This is a genomic window from Bacillus sp. FSL M8-0071 (assembly GCF_037975455.1).
In the GTDB taxonomy this organism is placed as follows: Bacteria; Bacillota; Bacilli; order Bacillales; family Bacillaceae; genus Bacillus; species Bacillus subtilis.
The window spans coordinates 1,609,629-1,632,067 of sequence record NZ_CP150256.1 but is presented as its reverse complement, the minus strand read 5'-3'; the positions used below and the strand labels follow the sequence as shown (position 1 = coordinate 1,632,067).

21 protein-coding genes and 1 riboswitch are annotated in these 22,439 nt (G+C 45.4%); of the genes, 1 reads left to right on the top strand and 20 read right to left on the bottom strand.

What is annotated here, in order from left to right; all coding sequences use genetic code 11:
* Window positions 1-54 precede the first annotated feature (54 nt).
* The 5 genes from rpoZ to MKX71_RS08440 all read right to left on the bottom strand — a co-directional run bounded on the left by rpoZ (window position 55) and on the right by MKX71_RS08440 (window position 4,860).
* Window positions 55-258 carry a DNA-directed RNA polymerase subunit omega gene (gene rpoZ, locus MKX71_RS08460; RefSeq protein ID WP_003221520.1) on the bottom strand — a complete coding sequence of 68 codons (204 nt, stop codon included), beginning with the start codon at window positions 256-258 and terminating at the stop codon, window positions 55-57.
* Window positions 259-261: 3 nt separating this feature from the next.
* On the bottom strand, window positions 262-876 hold the full coding sequence (gmk, locus tag MKX71_RS08455) for a guanylate kinase (RefSeq protein ID WP_003232083.1): 615 nt from the start codon (window positions 874-876) through the stop codon (window positions 262-264).
* Between the two features lie 7 nt (window positions 877-883).
* Window positions 884-1,153, bottom strand: a complete 270-nt coding sequence (gene remA / locus MKX71_RS08450) for an extracellular matrix/biofilm regulator RemA (RefSeq protein ID WP_003154355.1) — start codon at window positions 1,151-1,153, stop codon at window positions 884-886.
* A gap of 76 nt (window positions 1,154-1,229) precedes the next feature.
* Entirely contained in the window at window positions 1,230-2,105 is an 876-nt protein-coding gene (locus MKX71_RS08445) for a YicC/YloC family endoribonuclease (RefSeq protein ID WP_339231953.1), read from the bottom strand.
* Window positions 2,106-2,187: 82 nt separating this feature from the next.
* Window positions 2,188-4,860 carry a calcium-translocating P-type ATPase, SERCA-type gene (locus tag MKX71_RS08440; protein WP_021479314.1) on the bottom strand — a complete coding sequence of 891 codons (2,673 nt, stop codon included), beginning with the start codon at window positions 4,858-4,860 and terminating at the stop codon, window positions 2,188-2,190.
* A 121-nt stretch (window positions 4,861-4,981) separates the two neighbouring features.
* Between MKX71_RS08440 and rqcH the strand changes: the two genes are divergently transcribed.
* Window positions 4,982-6,694 carry an NFACT RNA binding domain-containing protein gene (gene rqcH / locus MKX71_RS08435; protein WP_205415535.1) on the top strand — a complete coding sequence of 571 codons (1,713 nt, stop codon included), beginning with the start codon at window positions 4,982-4,984 and terminating at the stop codon, window positions 6,692-6,694.
* A 39-nt stretch (window positions 6,695-6,733) separates the two neighbouring features.
* Here the strand turns inward: rqcH and sirC are convergent, their stop codons facing one another.
* From sirC to MKX71_RS08360, 15 genes are all read right to left on the bottom strand, one after another.
* Window positions 6,734-7,222, bottom strand: coding sequence for a precorrin-2 dehydrogenase (sirC, locus tag MKX71_RS08430; RefSeq protein WP_015715866.1), 489 nt, complete (start codon window positions 7,220-7,222; stop codon window positions 6,734-6,736).
* Window positions 7,203-7,988: a sirohydrochlorin chelatase gene (gene sirB, locus MKX71_RS08425; protein WP_116315511.1), complete on the bottom strand. Its 786-nt coding sequence runs from the start codon at window positions 7,986-7,988 to the stop codon at window positions 7,203-7,205. Before sirB ends, sirC begins: the two co-directional genes overlap by 20 nt.
* 2 nt (window positions 7,989-7,990) lie before the next feature.
* Window positions 7,991-8,764, bottom strand: a complete 774-nt coding sequence (gene cobA, locus MKX71_RS08420; RefSeq protein WP_153256019.1) for a uroporphyrinogen-III C-methyltransferase — start codon at window positions 8,762-8,764, stop codon at window positions 7,991-7,993.
* Window positions 8,765-8,862: 98 nt separating this feature from the next.
* Window positions 8,863-9,456, bottom strand: a complete 594-nt coding sequence (gene cysC / locus MKX71_RS08415) for an adenylyl-sulfate kinase (protein WP_015252120.1) — start codon at window positions 9,454-9,456, stop codon at window positions 8,863-8,865.
* 12 nt (window positions 9,457-9,468) lie between these two features.
* Window positions 9,469-10,617: a sulfate adenylyltransferase gene (sat, locus tag MKX71_RS08410; protein WP_212060498.1), complete on the bottom strand. Its 1,149-nt coding sequence runs from the start codon at window positions 10,615-10,617 to the stop codon at window positions 9,469-9,471.
* A 48-nt stretch (window positions 10,618-10,665) separates the two neighbouring features.
* Window positions 10,666-11,730 carry a sulfate permease gene (cysP, locus tag MKX71_RS08405; protein WP_041351107.1) on the bottom strand — a complete coding sequence of 355 codons (1,065 nt, stop codon included), beginning with the start codon at window positions 11,728-11,730 and terminating at the stop codon, window positions 10,666-10,668.
* A gap of 11 nt (window positions 11,731-11,741) precedes the next feature.
* Window positions 11,742-12,443 (bottom strand): phosphoadenylyl-sulfate reductase, encoded by a 702-nt coding sequence (locus MKX71_RS08400; protein WP_042975738.1) that lies wholly within the window; start codon window positions 12,441-12,443, stop codon window positions 11,742-11,744.
* A 161-nt stretch (window positions 12,444-12,604) separates the two neighbouring features.
* A riboswitch (SAM riboswitch) is annotated at window positions 12,605-12,710 on the bottom strand.
* Between the two features lie 144 nt (window positions 12,711-12,854).
* Window positions 12,855-13,487, bottom strand: a complete 633-nt coding sequence (pyrE, locus tag MKX71_RS08395) for an orotate phosphoribosyltransferase (protein WP_044052534.1) — start codon at window positions 13,485-13,487, stop codon at window positions 12,855-12,857.
* Window positions 13,484-14,203, bottom strand: a complete 720-nt coding sequence (gene pyrF / locus MKX71_RS08390; protein WP_326145203.1) for an orotidine-5'-phosphate decarboxylase — start codon at window positions 14,201-14,203, stop codon at window positions 13,484-13,486. Before pyrF ends, pyrE begins: the two co-directional genes overlap by 4 nt.
* Entirely contained in the window at window positions 14,172-15,107 is a 936-nt protein-coding gene (locus tag MKX71_RS08385; RefSeq protein WP_069322584.1) for a dihydroorotate dehydrogenase, read from the bottom strand. Before MKX71_RS08385 ends, pyrF begins: the two co-directional genes overlap by 32 nt.
* Entirely contained in the window at window positions 15,107-15,877 is a 771-nt protein-coding gene (gene pyrK, locus MKX71_RS08380) for a dihydroorotate oxidase B electron transfer subunit (protein WP_014479746.1), read from the bottom strand. Before pyrK ends, MKX71_RS08385 begins: the two co-directional genes overlap by 1 nt.
* Window positions 15,874-19,089: a carbamoyl-phosphate synthase (glutamine-hydrolyzing) large subunit gene (carB, locus tag MKX71_RS08375; protein WP_339231951.1), complete on the bottom strand. Its 3,216-nt coding sequence runs from the start codon at window positions 19,087-19,089 to the stop codon at window positions 15,874-15,876. The genes pyrK and carB overlap by 4 nt, the downstream gene beginning before the upstream one ends.
* Window positions 19,074-20,168, bottom strand: coding sequence for a carbamoyl phosphate synthase small subunit (locus MKX71_RS08370; RefSeq protein ID WP_339231950.1), 1,095 nt, complete (start codon window positions 20,166-20,168; stop codon window positions 19,074-19,076). The genes carB and MKX71_RS08370 overlap by 16 nt, the downstream gene beginning before the upstream one ends.
* On the bottom strand, window positions 20,165-21,451 hold the full coding sequence (locus MKX71_RS08365) for a dihydroorotase (RefSeq protein ID WP_326237624.1): 1,287 nt from the start codon (window positions 21,449-21,451) through the stop codon (window positions 20,165-20,167). The genes MKX71_RS08370 and MKX71_RS08365 overlap by 4 nt, the downstream gene beginning before the upstream one ends.
* On the bottom strand, window positions 21,435-22,349 hold the full coding sequence (locus MKX71_RS08360) for an aspartate carbamoyltransferase catalytic subunit (protein WP_015383617.1): 915 nt from the start codon (window positions 22,347-22,349) through the stop codon (window positions 21,435-21,437). The genes MKX71_RS08365 and MKX71_RS08360 overlap by 17 nt, the downstream gene beginning before the upstream one ends.
* Window positions 22,350-22,439: the final 90 nt, after the last annotated feature.

Below are 22,439 nucleotides of genomic sequence, written 5' to 3'. Positions count from 1 at the left end.
ACCGCACGGAAAAAAATAACAACCTACATGTGATATAGGTTGCTACTTGTGCTACTATTCGCGGTCTTCCTTTTCAAACGAAAGCAGGCCTGCATCAATTTCTTCTAAAGCTTTGCCTACATATTTGTGTGAAATCGTATGTTCAATCATTTGGTCTTTTTTGATTTGCATTTCACGTGCGCGTCTCGCAGAAACAGTCACCAGCGTATATTTTGAATCTAATTTATTCATTAAAGAATCAATTGACGGATCTAACATTGATTATTCAACCTCCAGCATTTTCTTATATCTTGGTGCAACGCGTTCACGCTTCAAATGTTCAGCAAGAACGATTGCTTTGATTTTATCGCAAGCCGTTTCGACATTATCGTTTTCAACGACATAGTCATAAGCATCCATCATTTCGATCTCAGCTTTTGCGGCTTTCATTCGATTTTCAATCAGAGCGTCTGTTTCTGTGCCTCGTGTCACGATTCTGTTTTTCAGTTCAGAAAGGCTTGGAGGCGCAAGGAAAATAAACAGGCCTTCCGGGAAAGCATTTCTCACTTGAAGAGCCCCTTGAACTTCAATTTCTAAAAAGACGTCTTTTCCATCTTGAAGCGTCTGTTCAACATAATCGACTGGCGTGCCGTAATAATTGCCGACATACTCTGCCCATTCAAGCAGCTTGTTGTCCGCAATCATTTGTTCGAATTCGTCTCTTGTTTTGAAAAAATAATCGACTCCGTTCACTTCGCCCTCTCTTGGACTTCTTGTGGTTACTGAAATCGAATATTCAAATTTTGTGTCTTCCTGCGAAAAGATCGCTTGTCGAACCGTTCCTTTACCAACTCCTGAGGGACCTGAGAGAACGATTAATAACCCTCTTTCTTTCATGCGGCAATTACCCCTGCCCTTCATCCATAATTTCTTCTTTAACAGAAAGTCTGTGTGCAACTGTCTCAGGCTGGACGGCAGATAAGATAATGTGATCACTATCCATGACGACAACTGCACGGGTTCTTCGTCCGTATGTAGCGTCAATTAGCATTCCGCGGTCTCTTGCATCCTGAATCATCCGTTTGATTGGCGCAGACTCCGGGCTGACAATCGAAATCATCCGATTGGCGGAGATGATATTGCCAAATCCGATATTAATCAGTTTAATCGTCATCTTCTACGTTCCCCCTGTAAAATAGACGTCTCTAGTTTAGCCTAGTAAGACCGTCTGTAAACAATACGCACAGTCACTATTCTATATTTTGCACTTGTTCTTTTATTTTTTCAATAGAACTTTTCATTTCAACGACAAGCTTTGTGATCTGATGATCATTTGCTTTTGAGCCGATCGTATTTGCTTCCCGATTGAGCTCCTGAACAAGAAAGTCGAGTTTGCGCCCGACAGCTCCGCCACTAGCTAATATATCACGAAACTGGGCGAAGTGGCTCTTCAGCCTTGTAATCTCTTCAGTGATATCAGAGCGGTCTGCAAAAATAGCGCATTCTGTTACAAGCCGGCTCTCGTCTAATACGTCTTCAGTCCATTCTTTGATTCTGGCGTACAGCCGTTCCCGGTAACGAGATACGACATCTGCAGCCAGCAATTCAGTTTCTCTCACCAGCTCTTCAAGCTGATCAATATGCATCAGGCAGTCTTTCGCTAAGAGCAGCCCCTCTTTTTCACGCATTTCACAGAGACCTTTTACCGCTTCTTCTGCAGCATCGATGATCAACGCCTCCAGCTTGTCATTTTGCGTCTGTTCTTCATGAACCTGGACGACATGATCAAGCTTAAAGAAATCCATTACATCGGGCTCTGCAGACAATTGATACCGCTTCTTCATATCTCTCGCGGCTGCGACAAACTCATCGAGCAGCGGCCAATCAATTTCAAGCCTTTTCTCAACAAGCATATCGCTGTCAACGGATAAGAAAAGCTCAATTCTTCCGCGCTGAATATGCTGCAGAATGGTCTGTTTCAGCTTATCTTCAAAATATAGCAAAGGCCTTGGCAAACGAGCGTTCACTTCTTTAAATCTGTAGTTCACAGATTTAAGTTCAACGCTTACAGAGAGATCGTCTTGTGTTTTGCTTGCACTGCCGAAGCCTGTCATACTTCGTATCATTTTAAAACACCCAATTCTTCCCTGTTCTCATAATAAAAGGGCAATAGACACGCTATTACCCCTAAGATTATATCATATGAATTTATTTTTTTCTTGTTAAAAGTGACCCCGCCAGCAAAAAAGTAGGGATGGCGGACATACCGATGACGAGCATCCAGTCCCCCGGCGTGATGGCTACAGTATGGAAAATCGGCTGAAGCGGCGGATAGTAGATTACTACAAGCATCAGCAAAATGGATGACAATACCGCGCCGATTAAATACAGGTTTTGAAACGGATTTCTAGAGAAAACAGAAGTTTCGCTGCGGCAGTCAAACACGTGAATAAGCTGAGCGAGCACCAATGTGGCAAACGCGATCGTCTGGGCATAAGCTAAGTTTTCCGGATTGCGGTGGTACACAATGATAAACGCTAAAATAGTGGCAACTCCGATTAAAAATCCTCTGGAAACGACCTTCCATCCTAGCTTGCGGGCAAATACCCCTTCTTTCGGATGACGGGGCTTGCGCTTCATGACGTCTCCTTCCGGCTGATCCATGCCGAGCGCCATTGCCGGCAATCCGTCCGTCACCAAGTTGACCCACAAAATCTGAATCGGAACGAGCGGTAAAGGAAGGGCGAGCAGCATCGCAAACAGCATGACAAGGATTTCTCCGACGTTAGACGCCAGCAGGTATCTGATAAACTTCCTGATATTTTCGTAGATGTTCCTGCCTTCTTTTATCGCCGATTTAATCGTCGCAAAATTATCATCCACGAGAACAAGAGATGATGCTTCTTTGGCCACATCTGTCCCGGTAATGCCCATAGAGACGCCGATATCAGCTTGTTTAATGGCAGGAGCATCATTGACGCCGTCTCCCGTCATCGCCACAATATGCCCGTTCTCCTGATAGGCTTTTACGATTTTTAGTTTATGTTCAGGGGAAACGCGGGCAAATACATACACATCCTCCACCACATGAGAAAGCTCTTCTTCAGAAAGTTCATTCAGCATCTTGCCGTCCATGATTTTGCCGCTTTTCGGAAGGAGGCGCAAGTCTTTCGCTATCGCTTTAGCGGTTTCTACATGATCACCTGTAATCATAACGGTCTTAATTCCTGCTTCACGGCATTCTTTTATCGCCTGCCTGACTTCCGGCCGCGGGGGATCAATGATACCTGAAAGGCCAAGCATGGTCAGATCTTTTTCCGCCTGCTCCATTGACGGTGTTTCGCCTGCTTTTATCGGCCTGTAGGCGACCGCTATCGTTCTGAGTGCCTGTGATGCCAAATGTCTTAATACCGCCTCTGTTTCTGCTTTTCTTTCATTTGAAAAAAGAGCCGCTGAGCCGTCATAATAAATACGGGAAGATCGCTGCATCAGTACATCCGGTGCACCTTTTGTAATGATATAGCGCTTTCTGTCTTGATCCTCTACGATGACAGTCATCATTTTCCGTGCAGAATCAAACGGAAATTCTTCGACCACCCGGTAGTTTGATTCAACAAACTCCTTTGAAAAACCGCCTTTTCTTGCCGCGGTGAGCAGCGCTCCCTCTGTCGGATCTCCGTCAAGCACATATTCGCCGTCTCTTTTCTCAATATTGGAGTTGTTACAAAGCGCTCCGAACAGAAGCATCTGCTGAAGCGGCTTATGTTCATTGACACTGATCTCTTTTTCGTTTAGTGTGAAGCTTCCTTTCGGTTCATAGCCGGCCCCTGCCACTCTCCATGTTTTCCCTCCGGACCAGACATGTGTCACCGTCATTTTGTTTTGGGTCATTGTCCCTGTTTTATCTGAACAAATGATAGACGCACACCCAAGCGTTTCAACAGCAGGAAGCTTTCTAACAATGGATTTTTGTTTAATCATCCTCTGTACACCAAGCGAAAGCGCCACTGTCACAATCGCCGGCAGCCCCTCCGGAATAGCGGCTACCGCTAACGAGACACCTGCTAAAAACATACTGTACAGATCATGACCCTGAATAACACCGACAGCAACGACAAGTACGGTCAGAAGCAATGCAACAACAATCAAAATCTTCCCGAGCTGCTCCAGTCTTCTTTGCAGCGGGGTTGACAATGTCCCTGCTGATTCAAGCATGTCGGCAATTTTCCCCATAGCCGTATTCATTCCTGTCCCGACGACAACCCCCACACCGCTGCCGCGGGTCACAATCGTACCCATAAATGCCATATTGGTAATATCGCCAAGTGAAACATCCGGTTTTTTCAATTTATCAGCATGCTTCACAACCGGGATTGATTCCCCGGTTAGCGCTGATTCTTCTATTTCAAGGCTTCTCGCTTCAACAATTCGAACGTCTGCGCCAATTCTGTCCCCGCTCGTAAATTTCACAATATCACCCGGCACCAGTTCCTTAGAAGGAATCTTTGTCCAGCTTCCTTCCCTGAGTGCCATGACGTGCGGTGTTGAAAGCTCTTTTAAAGCCTGAAGAGATTGCTCAGCACGCCTTTCTTGAAAGAAACCGAGTATGCCATTCACAAACACAATCGCAATAATCGCAACCGCATCTACATATTCACCAAGAAATCCTGAGATTAACGTTGCCGCCAGAAGCACAAGCACCATAAAATCTTTGAACTGCGCGAAAAACAAGAGAAGCGCTGAAGTTTTTTTCCCTTCTTGCAGCTCGTTTGGTCCATGCTTGTCAAGGCGTTTTTTTACCTCTTTTTCTGTTAATCCTTGTTTCATGGACGTATTGGTTGCCTCTAGTAAATCTGTTTGTCCCATTTCATGAAACTTCATTCCGCTCGTCCACTCCCCTGCTCTCTTATAGAGATATCACTCTATAAGCATGCTTATTCTGACTCGTCCCATTTCATGCTATAATTATCGAATGCAGGAAGAATGAGAGGGTGTATTGCATATGTCGTTTGATGGCATGTTTACATACGGAATGACACACGAACTTAACGAGAAAATAATGGGCGGACGAATTACAAAAATCCATCAGCCATATAAGCACGATGTGATTTTCCACATCCGTGCCAAGGGAAAAAACCAAAAACTATTATTATCGGCACATCCGAGCTATTCACGGGTGCATATCACGGCACAAGCTTATGAAAATCCAAGCGAACCGCCAATGTTTTGCATGTTGCTGAGAAAGCATATCGAAGGCGGATTCATTGAGAAAATTGAACAAGCGGGCTTAGACCGCATTATGATTTTTCATATCAAAAGCCGAAACGAAATTGGCGATGAAACCGTACGAAAGCTTTATGTAGAAATTATGGGCCGCCACAGCAATATCATTTTGACTGACGCAGCAGAAAATGTGATCATCGACGGACTTAAGCATTTATCACCGTCAATGAACAGCTACCGTACAGTACTGCCCGGCCAAGATTATAAGCTTCCGCCTGCTCAGGACAAAATATCGCCTCTTGAGGCGTCAGAAGATGATATTTTGCGTCACCTCAGCTTTCAAGAAGGAAGGCTTGATAAACAAATTGTCGACCACTTTTCAGGCGTGTCTCCGCTTTTCGCCAAAGAAGCGGTTCACAGAGCAGGCCTTGCCAACAAAGTCACACTGCCAAAAGCGTTGCTGGCACTGTTTGCCGAAGTGAAAGAGCACCGTTTCATTCCCAACATTACGACTGTAAACGGAAAGGAATATTTTTATTTACTGGAGCTGACTCATCTAAAGGGCGAAGCGCGCCGTTTTGATTCATTAAGCGAACTGCTCGACCGTTTTTATTTCGGAAAAGCTGAACGAGACCGGGTCAAGCAACAGGCTCAGGATCTTGAGCGTTTTGTTGTGAACGAACGGAAGAAGAATGCCAACAAAATCAAAAAATTAGAGAAAACCCTGGAGTATTCGGAAAACGCGAAGGGGTTTCAGCTTTACGGAGAGCTTTTAACCGCTAATTTATATATGCTGAAAAAAGGTGATAAACAGGCTGAGGTCATCAATTATTATGATGAAGAAAGCCCGACAATCACGATTCCTTTAAACCCAAACAAAACGCCTTCTGAAAACGCACAGGCCTATTTCACGAAGTATCAGAAAGCGAAAAATTCGGTCGCAGTTGTCGAGGAGCAAATCAGGCTGGCACAGGAAGAGATCGAATATTTTGATCAGCTGATTCAGCAGCTTTCGTCCGCTTCTCCCCGGGATATCAGCGAAATCAGGGAAGAGCTTGTTGAGGGCAAATATTTGCGCCCTAAGCAGCAAAAAGGCCAGAAAAAGCAAAAACCGCACAATCCGGTGTTAGAAACATATGAATCCACCTCAGGCCTGACAATTTTAGTGGGTAAGAACAATCGTCAAAATGAATATTTAACGACCAGAGCGGCGGCCAGAGACGATATCTGGCTTCACACGAAGGACATTCCCGGCTCCCACGTTGTGATCAGAAGCAGCGAACCTGATGAGCAAACAATCATGGAAGCCGCGACAATTGCAGCTTATTTTTCAAAAGCTAAAGATTCAAGTTCAGTGCCTGTAGATTATACAAAAATCAGGCATGTCAAAAAACCAAACGGCGCGAAACCCGGTTTCGTCACTTATGACAGCCAGCATACCGTCTTTGTCACGCCTGATGCTGATACTGTCATCAAGCTCAAAAAAAGCTGAGCCGCATAAAGAAAAGCCAGAGCATTTGTATGCTCTGGCTTATTTCTTTCTTCTCACCTGATAAAGCCTGTTCACTTCAGCAACAAAATCGCCGTCAATCAGCTTATCCACGTTTTCAGCAAGCTCTTTCGTGTGCTTTGGACTGGCTCCGCTTGTAGAAACAGACACAGTGACATGCCCTCTTTTTACGATTTTCGGCATATATACATTGCCAAGCTCAGCGTCACTGACACAATTGACAAGCTGAAAAGGCGAAGCGGATTGGGCAATTTCTTTGTTCACTGCCGCATTATCCGTCGCAGCAATAATGAAGAAAGCATTGAGATAATCTTCTTTTTCAATTGTCCGTTTTTCCCATTTGATACGCCGCTCTTCTGCCATTTGCTTGATTTCCGGTTCCACATCCGGACTGACAAGCGTTATATCAGCTCCCTCAGAAATCACCGTTTTCAGCCTTCTGAGAGCGATGCTTCCGCCCCCCGCAATCACAACCTTCTTCTTTTCCAGGCTAATGTGCAGCGGAAGCATATGAACCTCCATCAAAATCAAATTGTCCCTCAGAATTTGCCGCAGTTTCTCTCACACGGTTCAAAAATGCGTTTTTCACATGAGGATGAAAACCGATATAGGAAGAGAGGTAGACGTTCGGATTATGGGCTTTTAATTTCTGAACCTCTCGTTCGATTTCATTCATCAGCATACCCGTAAAAAGCAAATATGGAACGATAAAGGTTGTTATGCCGTCATCTTTTTTAAGTTCTGAAAAAACCTCTTTGTAATTCGGGCCGCATGCTGTCAAAAAGCACGGAATGACTTCCTTCACTGGAACCATTTCCTGAAGAAGATTAGCAATTCCGGTTACGTCTCTTTTGACATCTGGATCTGAACTTCCCCTTCCGATGAGCACCACTCTGGCATTTTCATACGGAACACCTATGTCTTTCATTCGGTGATATACAGCCTTGACTACTTCTTTGTCAATCCCGATCGGCTTTCCGTATGAAATACGGACTGATGGATATCGAGATGCAACACGGACAATTTCTTCCGGAATATCATGTTTTGCATGCGCAGCTGTTAAAAGAAGCAGAGGCACCACTGCGATATGAGTGGCGCCTTGCTTCACACATGCTTCAAATCCTGTCTCAATTGTCGGCTCCTGAAGCTCTAAAAAGCTGATTTCTTGTACTGGCACAGAGATGTGGGCCTTGCATCCTTCCAAAAAGGCTGCGGCTTCTTGCTGCGCTTTTTTGACCCGGCTGCCGTGGCCGACATATAAAATTGCTTGTTTCATTTTTACAACGCCTCGCTTAAATCTTGTTTTTTCAGTTCAGATTCAAACCATTCCAGCTTATAGTGATAATTTACAACATTTCCAATGACAATTAAACTCGGATTTGTAATGTTTTCTTTTACCACTGTTTCTGAAAGGGTGTCAACTGTACAAAAAACAGATTTTTGCTTGTCCGTTGTTCCCCAATGAATAAAGGCTGCCGGCGTAGAACCGTCCCGGCCGTTTTCAAGGAGTTTTCTTTCAATCTGCTTCACGTTTTTGATACCCATATAGATGACAAGTGTATCAATTCCTGTAGCCAGCGCTTTCCACTTTTCCTCAAAATCTTCTTCTTTTTTATAATGACCCGTTACAAAAGCGACGTTAGAGCCCGCCTCCCGATGAGTAACAGGAATCCCGGCATAAGCGGCTGCCGCGATTCCAGACGTAATGCCGGGGATGATTTCAAACGGAATTCCGTTTTCAGAGAGACATTCCGCTTCTTCTCCCCCCCTGCCGAACACAAAAGGGTCTCCGCCTTTCAGCCTGACAACGGTTTTCCCTTTTTGCGCATACTTTACAAGAAACCGATTGATGGTTTCTTGCTTCATCGTATGAAAATCTGGAAGCTTCCCGCAGTAGATCAGGTCTGCTTGCTCTTTGGCATATTGTAAAATCTCTTTATTTACTAATCTGTCGTATAAGATGACATCAGCTTTTTCAATGGCTTTCAGCGCTTTAATTGTCAGCAGATCAGGGTCACCGGGACCCGCTCCTACAATATATACTTTCCCCATCGTATTTCCCCCGATCTATTCGAGTTCTTCCAGAGCATTCGCTGTGATGATGTTCTCGCTTGCATTCCGGCATCTGAGAAGAACGCAGCAGATCATATTCAGCTCAATTTTTGTTTAACAAACTCGATCAGCTGATTTTTACACGCTTCACGGTCATGCTGTCCTGAATCAAGAACGAGCTCTGGAGCTTCCGGTTCTTCATAAGGTGAATCAATTCCTGTAAAAAACGGAATCTCGCCGTTTCTTGCTTTTTTGTAAAGTCCTTTCGGATCTCTTTGTTCACAAATATCAAGGTCGCATTTAATGTAGACTTCATTAAATTCGCCCGCTTCCACAAGCTCGCGAACCTGTTGCCTGTCCTCGCGGAAAGGAGAGATAAAAGCAGTAATCACAATGGTTCCCTGCTGAACAAAAAGCTTTGCCACCTCTCCGATTCGGCGGATGTTTTCTTTTCGGTCTTCATCAGAAAAACCAAGATCCTTATTTAAGCCGTGACGGATATTATCCCCGTCAAGCACAATCACTTGGTAGCCTTGCTCAAACAATTCTCTCGCAGCGGCGTTGGCAATCGTTGATTTGCCTGAGCCGCTTAACCCTGTCAGCCAGAGAATGGAGCTTTTATGCTTGTTTTTTTGCTGGTACTCTTCTTTTGTGATAGAGGCTTCATGCCATACAATATCGCGATTTGTCACTGCCAGTCCTCCTTAAGATACGCCTACTTCTTCTTTTTTCTTCATCCCTTTGATTAACACTTCTACGACTTCTTTTCGACTGAATTCAGCAGGCGGCAGCACACCGTCTCTCAGCATACCTCTTACCTTAGTGCCTGATAAAATGACGTGATGCTCTCTGCCATGAGGGCATGTTTTCGCTGTTCCCATATTTCCGCATTTTTTACAGAAGAAGCTGTGCTCAAATTTCAGCGGTGTAATTCCGAGTTCTTCAGGTTTAAATGTGTCAAACAGCTCCTGTGCTTCGTATGTTCCGTAATAGTCGCCTACACCTGCATGATCACGGCCGACGATGAAATGTGTGCAGCCGTAGTTCTTTCTGACAAGCGCGTGGAAAATTGCTTCTCTCGGGCCTGCATAACGCATCGCCGCTAAAAAGACACCAAGGAAAACGCGATCTTTCGGGTAATAATGATCAAGAAGCACTTGGTAGCTTTCCATCCGTACATCAGCTGGAATGTCATCAGATTTTGTTTCACCTACTAACGGATTCAAGAACAAGCCGTCTACTGTTTCAAGAGCCGTTTTTTGAATATATTCATGAGCTCTGTGAACAGGGTTTCTTGTTTGGAAACCGACAATGGTTTCCCAGCCTTTTTCCGCAAACTGGCGTCTCGTTTCTGACGGTTCAAATGTAAATTCAGGGAACTGTTTTGAAGCTTTTTTAATCAACGTAATCGGTCCGCCGACATATGTATTGCCGCGGCTGAACAGCTTTTTAACACCAGGATGCTCCTGTTCATCTGTTTTGTACACATTGACAGCTTCTTTTTGTTTGTCAGGCACGTACAGGTCTTCGATTTGGATAACGCCGTATGTTTCTCCTTCATACGTTAACTTTACCGTTTCACCAACTGACAGTTCCGCCGCTTTTTGCGCATCGACCGGAAGCGTGATTGGAAGAGACCAAACAACACCGGAAGAAAGACGCATGTTTTCGACAACAGATACGTAATCTTTTTCATTAAAGAAACCTTCAATCGGGCTGTATGCACCGATACCGATCAATTCCAAATCCGCGAAAGAAATTAAATCAAGTTCAATTTCTTTTTGAGTGCCGCTCACATCATATGATTCATCTACTCTGTTTACTAATGTTCCTCCGTGTGGTGCTAAGCTCATAACATCCATCTCCTCCTAGTTAACTTATAAAATTACTCAGATTAATGATCAGATTCCCCCGCCTTGTTCGTGGACTGAGCGTCTCTCTTTACGAATGGCCTTTGTCAGGCTGACGGCACCGCCCGCCGCTAAAAGCACACTTACCATGATAAAGATCGAATAATAATCTGCTTTTAAAAACAAGGATACAAGCAGATAAGAAATCGATAAAGATAAAAACGGCGATACGATCCATACCTTCAGCATCGTTTGAACAACTTGTTTATGGAACACGTTCGGACCGTTTTTTGCCATGCCTATTCCGATAATAGACGATGACGTGACTTGCGCCAAGGGCACCGGCATCCCAAATACAGAACTGATGATCACAAGTCCTGCTCCTGTACCGGATAAGAGAATGCCTTCCCCTTTGGAGAATCTCGTAATTTTCTTCCCGTTTGTTTCTAGCACACGCCGGCCTAATAACAGTGCGCCAAGAGCAACAAAAGCTCCTCCATACAAGGTTCCTTTTCCGACATCAAGCACATCGGCAGCTACTAACGGGCCAACAGCATTCGCCACGTTATTCATGCCGGCAGAGAATGCTTCGAAAAATCCGGCAACTAGCAAAACAATGCCGAGGATTTTTTGTTTTTTAGAAGATTTTACTTCAATCTTAAAATAACGAAACAGCTTAGATACGAAATAGGTGAAGCCGAAAGCGAACAGCGGGACAAAAACCCAAAATGACACAATGATCAGAAGATTGTTCACAAACAATACTTTATAAGCCACTCCCACGCCGACAACCGCGCCGACTGTTACTTCACTTGTCGACAAAGGAATGCCGAGCAGATTAGCAGTAAAGAGCGACAGGGCAGCAGCTCCAATAATGATGCAAACAATCGTCAGTGTAATCGTCTGCTCAGGAATAATGCCGGAGCTGATTGTTTTTACAACCTCGCCTCCGCCAATGACCGCCCCGGCAAAGACACCGACTGCGCATAGGATCAAAGCGTAGGTTTTCTTTTTGATGGCTCCGGAGCCGTAAGCAACCCCCATCGAAGCTGCAGCACCGCTTGCACCAATATTCATCGCGAAAAACAAGCTAAATAAAATAGCGGCTAATTCCATTTTGCAGCTCCTTATTCATGCAGTCCGCATTCTGTTTTCGCCATACCATTCCATCTGCCTGAGCGCAAATCCTCTGCTGTAAAAGCGGGAGCAGTGCAAGGCGCACATCCAATACTTGGATATCCTTGGTCATGAAGCGGATTGTAGTCCAGTTCATTCCGGGATGTGTATCTCCAAATGTCTTTCCAAGTCCAATGGATAAGCGGGCAAACTTTTACTGACTTGAATTTTTCATCTTTGTTTAAGAAATTCGTATTGGCACGGCTTGGCCCTTGATCACGGCGCAGGCCGGAAAGCCAGGCTGGATGTCCTGAAAGCGTCTCTCTTAAAGGAACAACCTTTCTAAGATAGCAGCACTGATTCGGCTCTCTTTCCCACAGTTTGTCACCATGTTCTTCGGCTTGTTCCTCAAGGGTGAGATCTGGTTTTTTCAGGATGATATTAAGACCCGGATAACGCTCTTTCACTCGTTCAATTGTTTCATAGGTTTCTTTAAAATGAAGTCCTGTATCAAGAAACACAATCTCTGCGTCTTTTTTCACTTTATAAATTAAGTCAATCAGAACGATTCCCTCAATTCCGAAACTGCAGGCATAAACAAGCTGATCGCCGTAATGGCCGTATGCCCATTTTAAAACTGACAGCGCTCCTTTATAAGGATCGTCTTCCGGAAATGTAATCGTTGGTTCTTCCCAATTATCATACGTTAACATTTCTTCTTTCCTCCTTTCGGAGACAAACAAACAGTAGCTTTCTGCCGGTTGTCTTTTCCCATGTAATGTGATTCGCGGCTGCTGATATACAGATAGCCTTTTTACCTCTTAAAATAAAAAACTTTCAATCCGGCGGAAAGAAAGACAGGAACAGCATGTAGCCCTTATCTTTCAAAATGGAATTCATTTTGCTGGAAGTAGCACCTTACAAACTTTGCAGGTTGCCGGGCTTCATAGGTCCAGTCCCTCAGCCGCTCTTGATAAGTTTTTAGATTTGTAGTAAATTTTAGCACAATTCTAACATAAGTCAACCCGACTTTTTTTATAGGATTAATAAAAAAACAGGCCTCACAGCCTGTTTTCAAGTACATCAAGGCTTTGAAGCCTCTTTATATCATTTGAATTTATTTTTTATTTTTTAAACCAATCTTTTGACTCGGGATTTCGTTTCCATGTTTGCAGCTTTTTTAGATCATCTGAATGAATATTTCCGTTTTCAAGCGCGACCTCTGTGAGCGTATCATAATCAGTTAATGAGTAGTATGGCAGTTCTGCCTTTGCGAAGGCTTCCTCCGCTTTAGGAAGTCCGTACGTAAAGATTGAGACGACACCAAGCACTTCACAGCCGGCCGCTTGTAAAGCTGCACAAGCTTCAAGCACACTGCCTCCTGTGGAAATTAAGTCTTCAATGACAACTGTTTTTTGCCCTTCTTGCACAGCTCCCTCAATCTGATTGCCTTTTCCGTGCGCCTTCGGCTTGCTCCTCACATAACACATCGGAAGATTCAAACGGTCAGCCGCTAAAGCAGCATGAGGAATACCGGCGGTTGCTGTTCCCGCAATCATTTCAGCTTCAGGAAAATGCTCTTTGACAAGGTTGCTGATACCTGAAGCAACATCGTTTCTGACCTCTGGGAAAGATAGCGTAAGGCGGTTGTCACAGTAGATTGGAGATAAAATGCCGCTTGCCCATGTGAACGGCTCGTTCGGGCGTAAAAATACAGCTTGGATGTCTAATAGATGTTTTGCGATGATTTGTTTCAAGATTTGATTCCCTCCCATTCAAGTCTGACAGCCTTATAGGCTTTTACCGGGTCTTCCGCTCTTGTAATCGAGCGTCCTACTACAATCGCTGATGAACCTTTCTCTCTTGCAATAGCAGGCGTCGCTACGCGGACTTGGTCATTCGCAGCGTCCTCAGACATTCTGATCCCCGGAGTGACAGTCAGAAATGAAGGCGACACCGCTTGGTAAATGGCTTTTGCTTCATGAACAGAGCAGACCACTCCATCCAGTCCGCTTTCTTCCGCCTGTTTGCTGTAGTGCACAACCGTATCAATCAGAGATTTTTCGATCAGCAGTTCATCTTTCATGATTTGTTCAGATGTGCTTGTCAGCTGGGTTACCGCGATAAGTGACGGACGTTTTTTTCCGGCCGGCGTACCTTCTTCTAAGCCTTCGAGAGCTGCCTGCATCATTTTTTTGCCCCCGGCAGCATGAACATTGACGAGGTCTACGCCAAGACTGGCAAGGCGCTTCATCGCTTTGTTTACAGTAGTCGGGATGTCATGGAGCTTGAGATCTAAAAACAGCTCGCAGTTTCTTTCTTTTAATTGTTTCACGATCGATGGTCCTTCTTGATAAAAAAGCTCCATTCCAACCTTTACAAATAACGGTTCTTGCTGAAAAGACGCTAAGAACGCAAGTGTTTCTTCAGCTGATGCAAAATCAAGCGCGATGATGGGCAGGTTGTTTTTCATGATTCCAGCTCCTTCCGATGCATTCTTCAATTGATTGATAGCCGTATTGGCGCAAAACAGATGGGAGCTGTTCAATAATCTCTGGACAGGCAAAAGGATTCACAAAGTTTGCTGTTCCGACAGCGACTGCGCTTGCTCCCGCGAGAAGAAATTCCAGGGCATCTTCAGCAGTCTGCACGCCTCCCATTCCGATAATCGGGATGTTGACCGCCTGGCTGACTTCATACACCATGCGAATGGCAACCGGCTTCACAGCAGGGCCGGAAAGCCCCCCTGTTTTATTCGCTAATATCGGTTTGCCAGTTTTTAAATCAAGTCTCATGCCGATTAGTGTGTTGATCATCGTAAGACCGTCCGCTCCCGCTTCCTCGATCGCTAATGCAATTTCTGTGATATTAGCCACGTTCGGGGATAGCTTCACATAAACGGGCACATCCGAAACCTCTTTCACCGCTTTTGTCAAATCGGCAGCCATTTCAGGATTCGTGCCAAAAGCGATTCCGCCTGTTTTCACATTCGGGCAGGAAATATTCAATTCAAGTGCATGGACATTAGGCGCTTTGCTGATATGTTCTGCGACTTCAACATAATCATCGACTTGAGAACCTGCGACATTGGCAATGATCGGTGTATCAAACTGCTCAAGCCACGGCAGCTCATTATGCAACACACTATCCAGCCCCGGATTTTGGAGACCGATCGCATTGAGCATTCCAGCACCAGTCTCAGCTACCCGCGGCGTCGGATTCCCAAAGCGTGGCTCCTTTGTCGTAGCCTTAATCATGATGGCTCCAAGACAAGACAAATCATAAAAACGTGAAAATTCTTTTCCAAAACCGAAGCAGCCTGATGCAGGAATGATTGGGTTTTTCAAATCAAGTCCCGGCAATTTCACCTCTAGCATTACAGCGCCACCTCCTGAGCTTTAAATACAGGCCCGTCGAGACATACTTTTACATAGGACGTCTCACTTTCGTTTGTATGGCACACACACGCGAAGCATGCGCCGATTCCGCAGCCCATTCGTTCCTCCATGGACAGATATACTTCTTTATGAGCATATTCCTGTTTTAACGCCTTGAGCATCGGTGTCGGCCCGCAGCTGAGGAGGATATCAAACTCTAGATTTTTCCGTTTAATCACATCTGTGACAAATCCGGTTTCCCCGTAGCTTCCGTCAGCTGTTGCCACATACGTGTCTCCGTACTGCCGGCATTCTTCCTCGTAAAATACATCCTTTGCCGATTGGAATCCTAAAACGTGGATGACATTTACCCCTTTTTCAATCAAGCGTTTCGACAGCTCTTGGAGAGGCGGCACACCTACTCCGCCTCCTACCAGCAAAGCCGTCTTTCCGGGTTGAACTTCATTAACAGGAAAGCCATTTCCCAAAGGCCCGAGGACATCCACAAGTTCTCCCTGCTGCTTCAGTGACAAGAGTCTTGTCCCTTCACCATCTACCCGATAAATGATGGTGACTTCATTTTTTTCAAAGTTGACGTCTGCGATGCTGATCGGCCTTCTCAAAAGAGGCGTAACCGCTTCGCTCACTTTAAGATGAAGGAACTGTCCAGGGGTTGTAAACCCTTGGACAAGCTCCCCTTTCAGAACCATTTGAAACACCCGGTCTGCAATTTGCTGGTTAGAACATACTGTCAAATACGCTTTTTTCATATAGTGACTGCCGCCTCCTGATTTGTGTTGACTGCCGGCATTTGATCAGCACGGAATGTCATGCTTTCCAGCACTCGCAATATCGCCTCTGCCGTATCTAAAGATGTTAGGCAGGCAACACCATTTTCTACTGATTCACGTCTGATTCTAAATCCGTCTCTTGCCGGCTGCTTTCCTTTTGTCAGCGTATTGATGACAAACTGCGCTTCTCCGTTTCTGATGACGTCAAGCAAGTTCGGGCCATCCTGACCGATTTTTCCGACGACCTTCGCTGGAATGGAAGCTTCTTTCAGGTAGCCTGCCGTTCCTTCCGTCGCTAAAATGTTGTAGCCGATCGCGTGGAACCGCTTAGCAATGGCAAGCCCTTCTTCTTTGTCCTTATCAGCTACTGTTAAAAGCACGGAACCGTAGTTCGGGATTTGAATACCTGAAGCAATCAAGGCTTTGTAGAGCGCCTTTTCAAGTGTCGAATCTTTCCCCATGACTTCACCTGTTGATTTCATTTCAGGCCCTAACGTAATGTCCACTCTTCTCAGCTTGGCAAAGGAGAAGACCGGCGCTTTTACAAATACACCTTGCTGTTCAGGCTGAAGGCCCTCTGTATAGCCAAACGCAGCCAGCTTTTGACCAAGAATGATTTTTGTTGCGAGATTCGCCATCGGGATACCCGTAATTTTGCTTAAAAACGGTACGGTTCTGCTTGATCTCGGATTCACTTCTAGCACGTACACCTCGCCTTGCGACAGGACGAATTGAATATTGAGCAAACCGACAATATTCAGCCCTTTAGCCAATGCGATCGTGTATTGTTCAATTTTTTTCTTAATGTCCTCTGTGAGAGACTGAGGCGGATAAACAGCGATCGAGTCTCCGGAGTGAACGCCCGCACGTTCAATGTGCTCCATAATTCCCGGAATGACGACTGTTTCACCGTCGGATACTGCATCGACTTCAATTTCTTTTCCAGTCAAGTATCTATCAATTAATACAGGGTGCTGCGGATTGATTTTAACTGCGTTTTTCATGTAATGAAGCAGCTCTTCTTCATGATACACAATCTCCATTGCCCGGCCGCCAAGTACATAGGAAGGGCGTACCAGTACCGGGTAACCGATATCGCTCGCGATGCTTACCGCCTGATCAACTGATGTGGCTGTTTTGCCAAGCGGCTGCGGAACACCAAGTTCTCCAAGCGCTTGTTCAAATTTATCCCGGTCTTCTGCACGGTCTAAATCTTCTAATGAAGTTCCAAGGATTTTCACTCCGCGCGCAGAAAGCTCGTCAGCAAGGTTAATCGCAGTTTGTCCGCCGAACTGTACGACAACGCCCATTGGCTGTTCGAGGTAAATGATGTGCATAACATCTTCAATCGTAAGCGGTTCAAAATACAGCTTGTCTGAGATGCTGAAGTCTGTTGAAACGGTTTCCGGGTTGTTGTTGACAATAATGGCTTCATAGCCTGCTTGTTTAATTGCCCATACAGAGTGAACCGTCGCATAGTCGAACTCGACACCCTGACCGATTCGAATCGGACCCGAACCAAGCACCATCACACTTTTCTTATCTGTAACGACAGATTCATTTTCTTCTTCGTATGTGCTATAGAAGTATGGCGTTTCTGACTCGAATTCCGCCGCGCACGTATCTACCATTTTGAATACCGGCGCAATCCCCGCTTGTTTTCTCAAGCTGTAAAGCTCAGATTCTTTCATTTTCCACTCGCGGCTAATGTACTGATCAGAGAAGCCGAGTTCTTTTGCCCGTCTCAGCACATCCGTATTGCCCGCATTGGCCTTCAATTCTTTTTCAAACTGTACGATTCCGAACAGCTTATGCAAGAAGAAGACATCGATAGCGGAAAATTCATGGAGGTCTTCTACCGTGTAGCCTCTTCTGTACGCTTCAGCTAAGTAGAATAAGCGTTCATCACCGGCCTTTTTAATTCGCTTTTCAAGAAGCTCATCTGAAATGTCAGCGGCGTCCTTCAATTCAAGATGATACACATCCGCTTCCAGCGAACGCACTGCCTTCAGCAATGACTCTTCAAGCGTGCGGCCGATTGCCATGACCTCACCTGTCGCTTTCATTTGCGTGCCAAGCTTTCTGTTTGCTGATTCAAATTTATCAAACGGCCAGCGCGGAATTTTGGATACGACATAGTCAAGAGCAGGTTCAAATGCTGCATATGTTTTTCCTGTCACCGGGTTCATCATTTCATCTAATGAAAGTCCGACTGCAATTTTAGCAGCGAGCTTTGCTATCGGGTATCCCGTTGCTTTTGATGCAAGAGCAGATGAACGGCTGACACGCGGATTTACTTCAATAATGTAATATTGGAAGCTGTCTGGATCTAAGGCGAGCTGGACGTTACATCCGCCTTCGATCCCAAGCGCGCGAATCAGTTTTAACGATACATTCCGCAAGAGCTGATACTCGCGATCGCTGAGCGTTTGGCTCGGCGCGACAACAATACTGTCTCCAGTATGGATTCCAACTGGATCAATGTTTTCCATGTTACAAACGACAATGGCGTGATCCTGGCTGTCTCTCATGACTTCATACTCGATTTCTTTATAGCCGGCGATGCTTTTTTCAAGAAGACATTGGTGTACCGGGCTTAATTTCAAGCCGTTCTCAACGATTTCTTTTAGCTCTGTTTCATTCGAGCAGATACCTCCGCCTGTTCCGCCTAATGTATATGCCGGGCGGACAATGACAGGGAATCCAATTTGACTGACGAATTTTTCTGCTTCTTCAAGGGAGTGGATAATCTCACTTTCAGGCACCGGTTCATTCAGTTCATTCATTAATGTTCTGAACAAGTCACGGTCTTCAGCTTGCTGAATCGCAGACAGTTTCGTGCCAAGCACTTCGACGCCGCATTCTGCCAAAACGCCTCTTTCAGAAAGCTCAACCGCAAGATTCAAACCGGTTTGGCCTCCGAGTGTAGGAAGAATGGCATCCGGGCGCTCTTTTCTGATGATTCGTGTCAGGAATTCAGGTGTGAGCGGTTCGATGTAAACCCGGTCAGCCATTTCTGTATCTGTCATGATCGTTGCAGGGTTTGAGTTGACAAGGATGACTTCATAGCCTTCTTCTTTCAAAGCAAGACAGGCTTGTGTTCCCGCATAGTCAAATTCTGCTGCTTGGCCGATGATGATCGGTCCAGATCCGATTACTAAAATTTTGTTAATGTCTACGCGTTTTGGCATACCGCTTCCCCTTCTTTCTCTGTTGTTTCGATCATTTCGATGAATCTGTCAAATAGATGGTTGGCATCCTCAGGACCAGGTGAGGCTTCGGGATGATATTGAACCGTAAATGCCGGCAATGTTTTATGCTTCAGCCCTTCAATCGTATCGTCGTTAATTGCGATATGCGTCACTTCCAGTTCTGTTTTACTGATAGACGAAACTGTATATCCATGGTTTTGAGATGTTAAGGCAACTTTTCCTGTAGCCAGCTCTTTTACCGGGTGGTTTGAGCCCCTGTGGCCGAATTTCATTTTTTCAGTATTCGCCCCGCACGCCAGCGCGAATAATTGGTGGCCAAGACATATTCCGAATAATGGCACTTTTCCAAGAACACCTTTAATCATTTCAATCGCTTCAGGCACATCCTTCGGGTCTCCAGGTCCGTTAGAAAGCATGATACCGTCCGGTTTCAGCTGAAGCACCTCTTCCGCTGTAATGTTGTAAGGCACAACGATGACGTCACATTTCCGTTTGTTCAGCTCTCTTAGAATCCCGTGTTTCGTGCCGAAGTCAACCAAGACAATGCGTTTGCCTCTTCCCGGGCTCGGATATGCTGTTTTTGCTGATACTTGGGATACTTGATTTCTTGGCAATTCCGTTTCGTTCAGTCTTTTCAGCACTGCTTCGATATCTTCATCAGATGAAGCGAATGTTCCTTTTAGCGCGCCTGCCGTGCGGATCATTCTTGTCAGCTTCCTTGTATCAATCCCCTGGAGTCCGGGAATGTTTTTCATTTTTAAATACTCGTCTAAGGTGTATGCTGAACGCCAGTTGGAAGGCAGCTCACATAATTCTTTGATGATCAGCCCTTTTACAAAAGGGGTAATGGATTCAAAATCATCACGGTTAATGCCGTAATTTCCGATAAGCGGGTATGTTAATGTTACGATCTGTCCGCAGTAAGAAGGGTCAGATAAAATTTCCTGATAGCCTGTCATCCCAGTATTAAAAACGACTTCTCCCATGTTGTGTTCTAAGCTTCCGAAGGCTTCTCCCTCGAATACCGTTCCGTTTTCCAGTACTAATCGTCTCTTCATTTGACAAGTCTCCCCTCTTCATAAGCAAGCTTCCCTGCCGCAATTGTAGCGACCGGCCAGCCGGTGCAGCTGATGCCGTTGAATGGTGTATTTTTTCCTTTTGATAAAAATGTGTCTTTGTCTATAACTGCTTCTTTTTCTAAATCGATTAACGTAATGTCCGCAGCTTGCCCCGTTTGTAATGTTCCATATGGGAGACCGAACGCTTCGCATGGCCTGATTGTCATGTAGTCAATCAGCTGCTTCAGCGACCAGCTGCCATTTTTGACAAAGTGTGTGTAAAGAAGCGGGAATGCTGTTTCTAAGCCGACAATTCCGAATGGCGCCAGTTTCATTTCTGTGTTTTTCTCTTCTTCCGTATGCGGTGCATGGTCTGTTGCGATAAAATCAATTGTTCCGTCTAAAAGACCTTCAATTAAAGCAGCTCTGTCTTCTGCACTGCGGAGCGGCGGATTCATTTTATAGTTTGTGTCCAGCCCCGGGATATCCTCATCACAAAGCAGCAAATGATGCGGCGACACTTCTGCTGTCACTCTGATTCCCGCTTTTTTCGCATCGCGTACAACTCTGACAGATTCTTTCGTGCTGATATGGCATACATGATAATGGCAGTTTGCCGCCTCAGCCAGCAGCACATCGCGGGCAATATGAACCGATTCACACACAGAAGGAATGCCGTTTAGCCCGTTCGCTTTGGAGAATGTCCCCTCATGTACGCTTCCTCCGTAAATTAAGGAGTTGTCCTCGCAATGTGCAACAATCGCCTTGTCAATTGCGGCTGCCCGTTTCATCGCTTCATACATCATGCCTGCTGTCTGTATACCAACGCCGTCATCTGTAAAAGCAAATGCCCCGGCTTCTTTTAACGCTTCAAAGTTTGTCATTTCATCGCCGATTTGCCTGATCGTAATGGATGCATATGGAAGAACTCTGACGCATGATGTTTCTTTAATTCTGTTTTGCACCCATTCCATCTGCTCCTTTGTATCAGGAACCGGCCGCGTATTCGGCATTGCTGCTACTGTAGTATAGCCGCCGCGTGCCGCTGCTTTTGCCCCGGTTTCAATAGTTTCTTTTTTTTCTCCGCCCGGCTCTCTGAAATGCACGTGGAGATCAACAAACCCAGGTGAAACGAGCAAACCTTTTGCATCAATTACCGTTTCATTATCCGTTGCATCAAGCTTGCCGATTGCGGTGATGGTTTCTCCAGTCACTCGGATATCCGCTTCTGTTTTTTCACCATTTTCGTTTAGTATCCAGCCGTTTTTAATGAGATATGACATACGCTGCTTCTCCTCTTTTCACATTGGTTTGTAAGGCACGCTGTATCACTGCCATTCTGATAAATACGCCATTTTGCATTTGCTTGAAGATTCTTGATTTTTCGCTTTCTACTAAGCTGTCATCAATCTCCACTCCTCTGTTTACCGGAGCAGGATGCATGATGATCGCATGCCGCTTCATACGCTCAGCCCGTTCTACGGTCAAGCCGTATTTGTTTAAATAGCCTTCCTGGCTGACAGCGGACTGATGTCGTTCATTTTGAATGCGCAGCAGCATGACAACATCGGAAGACTCAACTGCTTCATCCATTGAGACATACGTGCCGAATGTATTTTCTTCATCCTGCCATTCCGAAGGGCCGGAAAATAGGACCCGGGCACCCAATCTTGTCAACACTTCCGCATTTGACCTTGCCACTCTGCTATGCTTGATGTCGCCGTGAATGGAGACGGTAAGCCCTTTGAACGTATTGAACTCTTCATAAATCGTCATTAAATCAAGCAGTGATTGTGTTGGATGCTGGCCGCATCCGTCTCCCGCATTCAGAATCGGAATGTTCACCTGGCTGACAAGCTCTTCATAATACTCATCCTCACTGTGCCTGATGACGCAGACGTCCACACCTATTGATTCGAGCGTCCGGATCGTGTCATATAAGGTTTCGCCTTTTTGCACGCTTGTGCTTGTTCCATCAAGGTTTAGCACATTCATGCCCAGCTTTTTTTCTGCGACCTCAAAGCTGAACCGCGTTCTCGTGCTCGGTTCGAAAAATAGGTTTGCGGCAAACTTTCCTGTAAGCTGATTGTCTGTTTTTCCGCTTTTGAGCTCTTGTGCTGTTTGAAGCAAATCTTTGATTTCCTCAGTGCTGAGTTCACTCATCGTCGTTAAATGCTTCATGTTCTTTCCCCTCTCTTTTCAACTTAAGGCTGAAAAAAAACCCCGGTCTAAGATAGACTCGGGGTATGGTTAAATAGAGGGCAGCATTGA